This window comes from Cellulomonas marina, assembly GCF_900111925.1.
Classification (GTDB): Bacteria; Actinomycetota; Actinomycetes; order Actinomycetales; family Cellulomonadaceae; genus Cellulomonas; species Cellulomonas marina.
Genome location: NZ_FOKA01000006.1, coordinates 133,387 through 144,969, shown reverse-complemented (window position 1 = coordinate 144,969; position 11,583 = coordinate 133,387). Strand labels below are relative to the sequence as shown.

9 protein-coding genes are annotated in these 11,583 nt (G+C 76.7%); 5 read left to right on the top strand and 4 right to left on the bottom strand.

The window, feature by feature from the left end:
* Positions 1-76: 76 nt before the first annotated feature.
* A complete protein-coding gene (locus tag BM048_RS08460; protein ID WP_090032334.1) occupies positions 77-2,434 on the top strand; it encodes an EAL domain-containing protein in 2,358 nt (785 codons plus the stop codon).
* Positions 2,435-2,488: 54 nt separating this feature from the next.
* On the opposite strand, the gene BM048_RS08455 is transcribed toward BM048_RS08460, so the two are convergent.
* Positions 2,489-3,430: an NAD(P)-dependent oxidoreductase gene (locus tag BM048_RS08455; RefSeq protein ID WP_239078715.1), complete on the bottom strand. Its 942-nt coding sequence runs from the start codon at positions 3,428-3,430 to the stop codon at positions 2,489-2,491.
* 254 nt (positions 3,431-3,684) lie between these two features.
* Here BM048_RS08455 and BM048_RS18940 point away from each other — a divergent pair, with 254 nt between their 5' ends.
* The 4 genes from BM048_RS18940 (at position 3,685) to BM048_RS08435 (ending at position 7,697) form a co-directional block, all read left to right on the top strand.
* Positions 3,685-5,259, top strand: coding sequence for a GGDEF domain-containing protein (locus tag BM048_RS18940; protein ID WP_139224370.1), 1,575 nt, complete (start codon positions 3,685-3,687; stop codon positions 5,257-5,259).
* Positions 5,260-5,366: 107 nt separating this feature from the next.
* Positions 5,367-6,278, top strand: a complete 912-nt coding sequence (locus tag BM048_RS08445) for an SDR family oxidoreductase (protein WP_090032328.1) — start codon at positions 5,367-5,369, stop codon at positions 6,276-6,278.
* A 37-nt stretch (positions 6,279-6,315) separates the two neighbouring features.
* Positions 6,316-6,684 carry a GntR family transcriptional regulator gene (locus tag BM048_RS08440; RefSeq protein ID WP_090032327.1) on the top strand — a complete coding sequence of 123 codons (369 nt, stop codon included), beginning with the start codon at positions 6,316-6,318 and terminating at the stop codon, positions 6,682-6,684.
* Positions 6,681-7,697: a lipase chaperone gene (locus BM048_RS08435; RefSeq protein WP_090032325.1), complete on the top strand. Its 1,017-nt coding sequence runs from the start codon at positions 6,681-6,683 to the stop codon at positions 7,695-7,697. Before BM048_RS08440 ends, BM048_RS08435 begins: the two co-directional genes overlap by 4 nt.
* A 58-nt stretch (positions 7,698-7,755) precedes the next feature.
* On the opposite strand, the gene BM048_RS08430 is transcribed toward BM048_RS08435, so the two are convergent.
* From BM048_RS08430 to BM048_RS08420, 3 genes are read right to left on the bottom strand one after another with little or no spacing between them, the layout of a single operon-like run.
* Entirely contained in the window at positions 7,756-9,567 is a 1,812-nt protein-coding gene (locus tag BM048_RS08430) for a dipeptide ABC transporter ATP-binding protein (RefSeq protein ID WP_090032324.1), read from the bottom strand.
* Positions 9,564-10,562, bottom strand: a complete 999-nt coding sequence (locus tag BM048_RS08425; RefSeq protein ID WP_090032322.1) for an ABC transporter permease — start codon at positions 10,560-10,562, stop codon at positions 9,564-9,566. Before BM048_RS08425 ends, BM048_RS08430 begins: the two co-directional genes overlap by 4 nt.
* Entirely contained in the window at positions 10,555-11,481 is a 927-nt protein-coding gene (locus tag BM048_RS08420) for an ABC transporter permease (RefSeq protein WP_090032321.1), read from the bottom strand. The genes BM048_RS08425 and BM048_RS08420 overlap by 8 nt, the downstream gene beginning before the upstream one ends.
* Positions 11,482-11,583: the final 102 nt, after the last annotated feature.

Sequence of the window (11,583 nt, the reverse complement as noted above, 5' to 3'; positions counted from 1 at the left end):
GGCCCCGCTCGGTCCGATGGGGGGGACCGGTGGTCCAGGACGCGGGCGCCGCCTGGCGAGCAGGGGAGCACGACGCATGACGGGGATCGACGAGGTGCTGGCGCGCGGTGACGTGCGCAGCGTCTTCCAGCCGATCGTCGAGCTCGGCAGCGGGGCCGTCATCGCCTACGAGGCGCTGGCGCGCGGCCCGCACGGCAGCCCCCTGGAGGCGCCGGACGCGCTGTTCGCGGCGGCCCGGGACGTGGACCGCCTGCGCGAGCTCGACGAGCTGTGCCGTCGCGTCGCGCTGCGCACGGCCATCGGCGCCGGGGTGCTCGCGCCGCTCATGCTGTTCGTCAACGTCGAGCCCGAGGTGCTCGGCACCGCGCCGCTCGAGGAGCTGCTGGAGATCGCCGCCGGCGCGCCCGCGGGGCTGCAGGTCGTCCTCGAGATCACCGAGCGGGCGCTGGCGGCACGGCCGGCCGAGCTGCTGGCCACCGTCCGCCGGCTGCGGGAGGCGGGCTGGCGCGTCGCGCTCGACGACGTCGGCGCCGAGGACCTGTCCCTGGCCTTCATGCCCCTGCTGCGCCCCGACATCGTCAAGCTGGACCTGCGCCTGGTGCAGCAGCGACCCGGGCCGGCCGTCGCCGAGATCATGAACGCCGTCAACGCGTACGCCGAGCGCACGGGCGCCGTGCTGCTGGCGGAGGGCATCGAGGACGAGGAGCACCTGGCGACCGCCCGGGCGCTGGGCGCCACGCTGGGCCAGGGCTGGCTCTTCGGCCGGCCGTCCCCGGGCCTGAGCACGGCGCTGCCGGTGCGGGCGCTCGAGCTGCGCGCGCCGCGCCCCACGGCGTCGTCGGCCACGCCCTTCGACTGCCTGCCGGAGGGCACGACGCTGCGCCGGTCCGCCAAGCCGCTGCTCATCGAGATCAGCAAGCACCTCGAGCGCGAGGCGGTGCGGCTGGGCGGCACCGCCGTCGTCGTGTCGACCTTCCAGGAGGCCGCGCAGTTCACGCCGCGCACCCGCCACCGCTACCGTGAGCTGGCCGAGCGCGTCGGCTTCGTGTCCGCGATCGGTGCGGGCCTGCCCGTGGAGCCCGTCCGCGGGGTGCGCGGTGCCGACCTGGCCCCCGGGGACCCGCTGCGCGACGAGTGGGACATCGCGGTGCTGTCGCCGCACTTCTCGGCCGCGCTGCTCGCCCGCGACCTCGGCGACGCGGGGCCGGACCGGCAGCGGCGGTTCGAGTTCGCTCTGACCTACGACCGCGACACCGTCGCCGACGCCGCGCAGGCCCTCATGTCGCGGGTCCTGCCCGCCGGGACCCGCTCGTCGGCGCCGCTCGTCGGGCCGGGCGCGTGGGGCGACCAGGGCGACCTGAGCGACCAGGCCGACCTGGGCGCCACGGGCGCGGCGGCGGCGGGCGCCGGCGACGGCCGGGGCTCGAGCACGGCGCCGGACGCGGGCTCGGCCCTCGCCGGCCGACCTGCCCCCGGGCGCCACGGCCGCGCCCCGGTGGCGACGGAGGCCGAGCGGACGCTGCGCCGGGCCCTGGCGGCCACGGCCAACGGCGTGAGCATCTGCGACATGACGCGGCCGGACCAGCCGCTCGTCTACGTCAACACCGCCTTCGAGCGGCTGTCGGGCCTGCGCGCGGAGGACGTGCTCGGCCGCAACTGCCGCTTCCTCCAGGGCGAGGGGACCGACCCGGCGGCGGTCACCCGCCTCCGCGAGGCCGTGGCCGAGGGCCGCGAGGCGCGCGAGACGCTGCTCAACCACCGCGGCCCGCAGCGCACGCCCTGGTGGAACGAGGTCTACCTCGCTCCCGTGTTCGACGACGAGGGCCGCGTCGTGCAGTACATCGGCGTGCAGAACGACGTCACCGGACGGGTCGAGGCGGAGGCCCGCCTGCAGGCCGAGCGCGAGCGCGCGCAGGCCCTCCTCGTCGAGGCCGAGCGGCTGGCCGGGCGCGACCCGCTCACCGACCTGCTGCACCGGCACCGGTTGGAGGAGCGGCTGGAGGCGGTGCTGCTCGAGGCCTCGGTGACCGGCACCGGCACGGCGGTGCTGCACCTGGACCTCGACGGCTTCCGGGCCGTCAACGACGACCTCGGGCACGCGGCCGGCGACGAGCTGCTGCGGGCCGTGGCGGACCGGCTGCGCACGCGGCTGCGGCGCGGCGACCTCGTCGCGCGGCTGGGCGGGGACGAGTTCCTCGTCGTGCTGCCCGCGCTGGGGCGGGGCACGGCCGGCGACGAGGGGCGGCGCGTGGCGGACGAGCTCGCGCTCCTGCTGAGCACGCCGGTGACGACCTCCCGCGGGGTCGTCGCGGTCGGCGTCAGCGTGGGGGTGAGCACCTCGCCGGAGGACGGCGACGGGTTCGACGCGCTCCTGCAGGCCGCCGACGTGCGCATGCACGCCGACCGGGCGGCGCGCCGCGGCGTCCTGCGCTGAGGCCGGTGCCGGCGCCCGGGACGACCCGCGCCGGCTCCACGCGTCCGGGACGGGTCAGCGCGGCAGGACGTTCCGCAGCGGCCGCCCGGCCAGCAGCGCGTCGAGGTTCTGCCGGATCAGCGCCGCGGCGCCGACGGGCCGACCCCCCGCGGCGTGCGGGGTGAGCACGAGGTGCGGGGCGTCCCACAGCGGTGAGCCGGGCGGCAGGGGCTCGGTGGCGGCGACGTCGAGCGCCGCACCGGCCAGCGTCCCCGCGCGCAGCGCGCTGACGAGGGCGTCCTCGTCGACCGTCGAGCCGCGCCCGACGTTGACGACGTACGCGTGGTCGGGCAGGAGGGTCAGCCGGCGGGCGTCGAGGGCGCTGTCGGTGGCCGGCCCGCTGGGCAGCACCAGGACGAGGACGTCGGTGGCCGCGAGCACCTCGTCGAGCCCGTCGGGGCCGACCACGGGCAGGCCGCCGCGCTCCCCGGCCGTCCGCGCGACGCCCGTGACGTGCGCGCCGAGGCCGGCGAGGACCTGCCCCAGCCGCTGCCCGATGGCCCCGAAGCCCCACACGGTGACGCGCGCGTCGAGCAGCGTCGTCACCGGGCCCGGCGGGTGCAGGGGCTGCGTGCCCCCGAGCTCGCGGGCCCAGCGCTGCTCGGCCTGCGCCGCCGCGGACGCGGGCAGGCGCCGCACCAGCGCGAGGACCAGCGCGAGCGCGTGCTCCGTCACCGTCGGGGTGTGCAGCCCGACGCCCGAGCAGAGCACCACGTCGGGCGCGAACCCCGCGGCCAGCACGCTGTCCGGACCGGCCGCGAGCCCCTGCACCCAGCGCAGCGACGTCAGGCGCCGCGCGGCGTCCTCGAGCGTGCCCGCGGCGTTGCCCCAGGCGACGAGCCCCACCGCGTCCGCGTGCTCCGCCGGGACGGGCCCCTCCGGGTCGTACCGGACCAGCTCGACCAGGTCCGGGACCTCCAGGTCGGTGGCGGCGGCGGTCGGCACGAGGAGCTTCACGGTCCCCATCCTGCCCGCGGGCCGGTGGGAACGCCGTCCGTCGTCGTGGCACTCCCGCAACCCGTCCGCGTGACCGTCCGCGTGACCCGTCCGGGTGCACCCGTCCGGGTGGACCGACGGCCCCGGACCACCCGCACGCCGCACGGCTCCTGCCCCGGCGCGCACCGCCGCCGATCGTCCGGGCGAGGGCGACCAGCAGCAGGCGCCCGTGCTCCCCGGACCGGTGTCCGGCGACGACAGGACGGTGGGCCGTGGTGGACGGCGGACGCACGGTGCAGGGCCGCAGGTGGCTGCGCGGGCCCGACGGGCTGGTGCAGCGCACGCGGTGGCTGTTCTGCGGCAGCGCGCTCCTGTCGCTGGCGCTCACGCTGCCGGGGGCGCTGACGGGCGGCTCACCCGAGGCGGTCGTCCTGGTGCTGACGGGGTCGGTGGCGCTGTCCGCGGTCTGGGTGCGGCGCTACCGTCGTGCGCGCGTCACGCCCGTCGACGACGTGTCGGAGGCCCTGGCGGCGCTGCTCGTCACGGCCGCGGTGCCCGTCCCCGCCATGGCGTCCGGCTTCGCCTTCGCCTCCCTGTGGTCGCGGGCCCTCTACGGCACGGCGCACCGGGCACTGCTGCACACGCTCCTCCTCGCAGCGGGCCTCGTCGGGTCGCTCGCGCTGTGGCCGCACGTGCCGGGCCACACCGGTCCCGCGCAGGCCGCGCCCCTCCTGGCGTCCCTCCCCCTCGCGCTGGTCATCCTCTTCGTGGCCCGGCACCTCGCCGTCCACCTCTTCGCGCGGGAGCAGGCGCAGGGCCGGCAGGAGGCGCTGGCCGCGCTGGGCACGCGTCTGCTGTCCGTGACCGGGACGGAGGAGATCTACGAGGCGGCGTGGACCGCGACGGCCGCCGTCTGCCGCACCACGCCCGGCCTGCGCGCGCTGACGGTGCAGCCGACGCCCGGTCTCCTCGTCGTGCGCGGTACGGCCGGTCCCTTCGCCGTCACACCCCAGGCCCTGCCGCGCGACGCCCTCCCCCACGACCTGCCGCAGGAGCTCCCGGGCGCCGACGACGAGGGCGTGCCCGTCGCCGCGCACGCCGCCGGGCTGCTCGACGCCGCCGCCGACGAGACGTGCCGCTGGCTCGCCCTGCCCATCGCGGGGGTCGAGGGCTGGATGCTCCTCGGCGCCCCCCGTCAGGTGCCCGACGAGGCCGTCGTCGCCGTGCGCACCGTCATGGCCCAGGTGGCGCTGGCGCTGCGGAGCGCGGACGCCCGGGACGAGCTCGTCCGGGCCGCGCGCACGGACCCGCTGACGGGGCTGCCCAACCGCGCGGCGTTCATGGAGGCGCTGGAGGAGGCCGTCGGCCGGCTCCCGTCGGGGGCGTCGTTCGCGGTGCTGTTCTGCGACCTCCACGGGTTCAAGGCCGTCAACGACGCGCTCGGCCACGCGGCGGGTGACGCGCTCCTGCGCGAGGTGGCCGAGCGCTTCCGCCGGGACGTGCGCGCCGGCGACCTGTGCGCCCGCCTCGGCGGCGACGAGTTCGCGGTCCTGCTGCGCTCGCGGCCGCACGACGACCCCGTCGTCTTCGGGGAGTCCGTGCGCGGCGTGGGTGAGCGGCTGGTGACCGGCGTCGCGGCGCCCGTGACCCTGCCCGGCGGGACGGGGCGCGTGGCGGTGAGCATCGGCGTCGCGGTCGGCACCGCCGGGGCCGGGCTGCCCGGCGCCGACGAGCTGCTGCGCCGCGCCGACGACGCCATGTACCGCGCCAAGGCCGGCGGCAAGGGCCGCGTCGAGTCGACGGAGCTGCGGGCAGGTCGGGCCGTCGTCGGGCAGCCCGTGGTCGCCTGACCCGTTGCGCGCCACCCCGCCGTGCACGGCGCGACCCCCGCGACGAGACTCGCTCACGGGTCCACGGGTCGTGCCGGACCGGGCCCCTGACGGAGGGACGCCCGCACATGACCAGCGCGATCACCAGCACGGCCGGCGGCACCAGCACCGCGACCGGCAGCACCACCAGCACGACCACCACGGCCGGCAGCCCCACGCCCGACCCGGCCGTCACGCGGGAGGTGCACGAGCCCGAGCGCGTCGTCGTCATCGGCGGGGACTCCGGCATCGGCCGGGCCGTGGCCGTCGCGCTGGCGGCCCCGGGGCGGCACGTCGCGGTGACGTACAACAGCGACGAGGAGGGCGGCCGGGCGACGGGCGACGAGGTGGAGGCGGCCGGGGCCACCGCGCACGTCCGGCACCTCGACCTCACCACGCCGACGGACGCCTCGACCGCCGTCGACGAGCTCGCCGACGCGATGGGCGGCATCGACGCGCTCGTCCTGTGCTCCGGCGCCGGGGCGTCGCAGCTCCTCGTCGACCTGCCGTTCGAGCAGTGGCGCGAGGTGCTGACGATCGACCTCGACGGGTTCTTCTGCGCCCTGCAGGCGGCTGCGCGCCGGATGATCGCGGCCGGGCGCGGCGGACGGGTCGTCGCCATCACGTCCGTGCACGAGCACGCGCCGCGGGTCGGCGCGGGCGCCTACTGCGCCGCCAAGGGCGGCATCGGGCTGCTGGTGCGCACGGCGGCGATCGAGCTGGCCGAGCACGGGATCACCGTGAACGCCGTCGCCCCGGGCGAGATCGCGACGCCCATGACCGGCCAGACCGACGACGCCCCCGTGCAGGACGCGCACCGCCCGGGCATCCCGGTGGCCCGTCCCGGCGACGCGCGCGAGATCGCCGCGGTGGTGGAGCTGCTGTGCTCCGCGAAGGGCGCCTACGTCAACGGCGCGTCGTGGGTCGTCGACGGCGGGATGCTGCAGATGGGGCCGATGGCGGGCTCGCACATGACGTCGGACGACTGGCGCCGTCCATAACTTGTTCTAGTTGTCCTCAAACAAGTAGGGTCGTTCCGTGCTCCTCCGGATCGACCCCGGCTCGACCGAGCCGCTGTTCGCCCAGCTCGCGGCGCAGGTGCGCGCCGCGGTGCTGCGCGGCGAGCTGCGGCCCGGCGCCCGCCTGCCCACCGCGCGCGACCTCGCGGCGTCGCTCGACGTCAACCTCCACACGGTCCTGCGGGCGTACGGCGAGCTGCGCGACGAGGGCCTCGTCGAGCTGCGCCGCGGGCGGGGGGCGGTCGTCGCCGCGCACGCCGCGGGCGACCTGGACCCGGTGCACGCGGCCGTGGCCGCCCTCGTCTCCGCCGCCCGCGCCCGCGGGCTCGCGCCCGCCACCACCGTGGGCCTCCTCAAGGACGCCCTGAGCCAGCAGGAGGACCGATGAGCAGCCGCCCGTTCACCAGCCCCGTCGGGACGACCCGGCCGACCGTGCCGCACCGCACGGCCAGCACGGTGCTGGCGCTGGTGCCCGCGGCGGTGACGCTCGGGACGGCTGCAGCGCTCGTCGCGTCGTGGCGGTCGCGGCTGCCCGACCCGGTCGCGGTGCACTTCGGACCCGGCGGCGCCGACGGCTACAGCGCCCTGGGGCCCTTCGTCACGCTCGGCCTGGGCCTGTTCGCGGCACTGGCCGTCGCGGGGTGGCTCGTCGCCGTGCGGTGGGGGCGGGACGCGATGACCCGTCGGATCGGCGTCGGGCTGGCGGCCGGCCTGGCGGCCTTCGGCGCGGTGCTCGTCGCCGGGGTGCTCGCCCTGCAGCGGGGGCTGGCGGACGCCGCCCGCACGCCGGACGTCGACCCGGTGGTGACCGGCGCGGTCGTCGCCGGGCTCGTGCTCGGCGGGCTGTGCGCGTGGGCGGTCCCCGCGGACGCCTCCGCACCGGCGACGGACCCCGGGCCTCTCGACGGGCCGCGCCTCCCGCTGGGCCCGCAGGAGCGTGCGGTGTGGACGGGCCGGGTCGTCAGCCGGGTCGCCGTCGCGCTCGGCGGCGGGGCGACGCTGCTCGTCGCCGCGCTGGCCGTGGGGCTGCGGATACCCGGCCTGCTCGTGCTGGTCGCGGCGCTGGCCGCGCTCGTCGTCACCGGCGCCGTCGTCGTCGTGACGGTCGACGCCACCGGGCTGACCGCGCGCTCCCCGCTCGGGTGGCCGCGCTACCGCATCCCGCTCGACGAGGTCCTCGGCGCCCGGGCGACGCACGTCCGACCGCTGGCGGACTTCGGCGGCTGGGGCTACCGGCTCGGCCGCGGCGGACGGGTCGGGTACGTGCTGCGCACGGGCGACGCGCTGGAGGTGAGCCGCACGGGCGGGCGGACCTTCGTGGTGACGGTCGACGACGCCGCCACGGCGGCGGCGCTGCTCACCACCCTGGCGGAGCGGGCCCGACCCCTCGCGCGCGGCTGACACCCCGCGCGGGCCGGGCCGGGCCGGTCGGACCGGCCCGGCCCCGGACGTCAGCGCCTCAGCCCCGGACGGCCTCGGCCTCGAGCCCGCCGCCGGGGATGGCCGCCAGCAGGTCGCGGGTGTACTGCTCCCGCGGGGAGTCGAACACCTCGTCGGTGGAGGCGTGCTCGACGACCTTGCCCTGCCGCATGACGACGACGGCGTCGGCGATCTGCCGGACCACCGCCAGGTCGTGCGTGATGAACAGGTAGGCCAGGCCGAGCTCCTCCTGCAGGCCGGCCAGCAGCTCGAGCACCTGGGCCTGGACCAGCACGTCCAGGGCGGACACGGCCTCGTCGAGCACGATGACCTCGGGGCTGAGCGCGAGCGCCCGCGCCACGGCGACGCGCTGGCGCTGCCCGCCCGACAGCTCGTTGGGGAAGCGCCGCATCGTCGACGCCGGCAGCGCGACCATGTCGAGCAGCTCCCGGATGCGGCCCTCGCGCTCCTTCGGCGTGCCGACCTTGTGCAGCCGCAGCGGCTCCTCCAGGGACCGGTACACGGAGTACTGCGGGTCCAGGGAGCCGTAGGGGTTCTGGAACACGGGCTGGATCCGCCGCCGGAACGCGAACTGCTGCCGGCGGTCGAGCGCCGCGACGTCCTGCCCGTCGAACCGGACCGTGCCCGAGGTCGGCTCGAGCAGGCCCAGCACCATGTTGGCCGCCGTGGACTTGCCGGACCCCGACTCCCCGACGAGCGCGAGGGTGCGCCCGCGCGCGAGCGAGAAGCTCACGTCGTCGACGGCCATGAAGTCCGATGCGCCGCGCCCGCCGCCGCGCAGCGGGAACACCTTCGTCAGGTGCTCGGCGACGACGATCGCCTCGCGCGGCGTCGCCTCGGCCTCGCCCGCGTGGTGCGCCAGCAGGTCGGCGGCGCCGACGGCCGTGGTCGCCGACGAGCCCGCCGCACCCGCCCTGGCCGTCGTCGCCGGCGCCGCGCCGCGCTCGTGCGCGACCTGGATGCGGCGCGAGGCCAGCGACGGCGCGGACGACACGAGCCGCCGCGTGTACGGGTGCTGCGGGTCCGCGAGGATCTGCCGCGCGGGCCCGGACTCCACGACCTGGCCGCGGTACATGACGACGAGGTGCTCGGCGCGCTCGGCGGCCAGGCCCAGGTCGTGCGTGATGAGCAGGACGGCCGTGCCGAGGTCCTGGGTGAGGCCCTCGAGGTGGTCGAGGATCTGCCGCTGCACGGTGACGTCGAGCGCCGAGGTCGGCTCGTCGGCGATGAGCAGCTGCGGGCGCGACGCGAGGCCGATGGCGATGAGCGCGCGCTGGCGCATGCCGCCGGAGAACTCGTGCGGGTACTGCTTCGCCCGGCGCCCCGCGTCGGGCAGGCCGGCCTCGGCCAGCAGCTCCGCCACGCGGCGGGAACGGTCGGCGCGCGAGCCCGTGAAGCCGTTGGCCCGCAGCGCCTCGTCGACCTGGGTCCCGACGCGCCAGACCGGGTTGAGGTTGGACATCGGGTCCTGCGGCACGAGCCCGATCTGGGCGCCGCGCAGCCGCTCGACGTCCTTGCGGCCCAGCCCGACGAGCTCCCGCCCGCCGAAGCGGATGCTCCCGCCCGTCACGCGGCCGGTGCCCGGCAGCAGGTCGATGATCGCGTGCGCGGTCGTCGACTTGCCGGAGCCGGACTCGCCGACGATCGCCACCGCCTGCCCGGGGTAGACGGTCAGGTCCGCGCCGCGCACGGCCTGGACCTCGCCCACCGCGGTGCGGAACGAGACCTCCAGGCCGCGCACCTCGAGCAGGGGCACGGACCGGTCGAGGGGCGTGCCGGGGCCGGCGGGAGGGGTGGCGGAGGGGCGGGCGGGGGTCGAGGAGGTGCTCATCGGGTGCGCGCCTTGGGGTCGAGGGCGTCGCGGACCACGTCGCCCATCATGATGAAGCCCAGCACCGTGAGCGCGAGCGCCCCGGCCGGGTAGAAGAGGATCTCGGGGTTCGTGCGGATGGCGCCCTGCGCCTGCGAGATGTCGCCGCCCCACGAGACGGTGGACGGCGGCAGGCCGATGCCGAGGAAGCTCAGCGTGGCCTCGGCGACGATGAACGTCCCGAGCGCGACCGTCGCGTAGACGATGATCGGCGCCGCCGCGTTGGGCAGCACGTGCCGGAAGAGGATCGCCGTGCGCCCCATCCCCAGCGACCGCGCCGCGGTGACGAACTCGTTGGTCTTCACGGACATGACCGTGCCGCGGGTGATGCGCGCGATGTTCGTCCAGCCGAACGAGGCCAGCACCAGCGCCACCGTGAGCGCCGTCCGGTCGCGGGAGATGCTCATGATGACGATCGCGGCCAGCACCAGCGGGATCGCGAAGAAGATGTCCGTCACGCGGGACAGGATCGTGTCCGCCCACCCGCCGAAGTAGCCCGCCAGCGCCCCGACGAGGGTGCCGACGACCACGACGAGTGCGGTGGTCAGGACGCCGACGGTGACCGACGCCCGAGCGCCGTGCATCGTGCGGGAGAAGATGTCGCAGCCCTGGCGGTCGAACCCGAAGGGGTGCCCGCCGGTCGGGCCGTCGAGCGCGTTGGCCAGCACGCACGAGCGGGGGTCCGTCGCGCTGAACAGGTCGGGCAGCGCCGCCACGAGCAGGACCAGCACGATGATCGCGCCGGAGACCCAGAACAGCGGGCGGCGGCGCATCCCGCGCCACGCCTCGCGCCAGAAGCCGGCGGGGGCGTCCGTGGTGGAGACGGCGTCGACCGCGCCGAGGCCGCCCCCGTCGGCCGCCCGGGCCACGTGCTCCTGCCCGGGACGGGGCGTGCGGGGCGCACGGGCGGGGCCGGCGGTCGCGGCCGGGCCGGCGGTGTGCGGGGTCTCAGGCATAACGGATCCTCGGGTCCAGCGCGGCGTAGAGCAGGTCGACCACCAGGTTGGCGACGATGTAGACGAGCACGAGGACGGTCGTCAGCGAGACGACGGTCGCGTTCTCGCCGCGGGTGATCGCGTCGTAGAGCGTCCCGCCGACCCCGCGGATGTTGAAGATGCCCTCGGTGACGATGGCGCCGCCCATGAGCGCGCCCAGGTCGGCGCCGAGGAACGTGACGACGGGGATCAGCGAGTTGCGCAGCACGTGGCGGGTCGTGACCTGCCCGCGCGAGAGGCCCTTGGCCCGCGCCGTCCGCACGAAGTCCGCCGACAGGTTCTCCTGCACCGAGGTGCGGGTCAGCCGCAGCACGTAGGCGAACGACGTCGCCGCGAGCACGACGGCCGGCATGAGCAGGCTCACCACGTCCGGGTCCCGTCCCGCGGTCACGGGCAGCCAGCCCAGGTTGACGCCGACGACGATCTGCAGGACGAAGCCGATGACGAACGTCGGCACCGCGATGACCAGCAGGCTCAGCACGAGCACGGTCGAGTCGAAGACGCCGCCCTTGCGCAGCCCGGCCAGCAGGCCGAACCCGACGCCGAGCACGGCCTCGATGAGCAGGGCCATGAGCGCGAGCTGGAACGTGACGGGCAGCGCCTGGGCGATGACCTCGAGCACGTCGCGCCCGGCGAAGGTCACGCCGAAGTCCAGCGTGAAGATGCCTTTGAGGTAGAGCAGGTACTGCACGAGGAACGGCTGGTCGAGGTTGAACTCGGCCCGGATCTGCTCCTGCACGGCCTCGGGCAGGCCCCGCTCACCGCCGAGCGCGGCCACGGGGTCACCCGGCCGCAGGAAGACCAGGGCGTAGAGCAGCAGCGTGGCCCCGAGGAACACGGGGACCACCTGCAGGAGCCGGCGTCCGATGTACCAGCGCATGACGATCCACTTCCGTCGTCCGCCCGTGGCCGCGGGGCCCGGGCGGGTGTCGTCTCACCGCGGCGCACGGCGGGCGGGGCGTGCCGTGGCACGCCCCGCCCG

Bases quoted from the DNA above. Each gene is read 5' to 3' on its own strand.
- BM048_RS08460 (WP_090032334.1), top strand. From the start codon at position 77: ATGACGGGGATCGACGAGGTGCTGGCGCGCGGTGACGTGCGCAGCGTC.
- BM048_RS08445 (WP_090032328.1), top strand. From the start codon at position 5,367: ATGACCAGCGCGATCACCAGCACGGCCGGCGGCACCAGCACCGCGACC.
- BM048_RS08435 (WP_090032325.1), top strand. From the start codon at position 6,681: ATGAGCAGCCGCCCGTTCACCAGCCCCGTCGGGACGACCCGGCCGACC.
- BM048_RS08430 (WP_090032324.1), bottom strand. From the start codon at position 9,567: ATGAGCACCTCCTCGACCCCCGCCCGCCCCTCCGCCACCCCTCCCGCC.
- BM048_RS08425 (WP_090032322.1), bottom strand. From the start codon at position 10,562: ATGCCTGAGACCCCGCACACCGCCGGCCCGGCCGCGACCGCCGGCCCC.
- BM048_RS08420 (WP_090032321.1), bottom strand. From the start codon at position 11,481: ATGCGCTGGTACATCGGACGCCGGCTCCTGCAGGTGGTCCCCGTGTTC.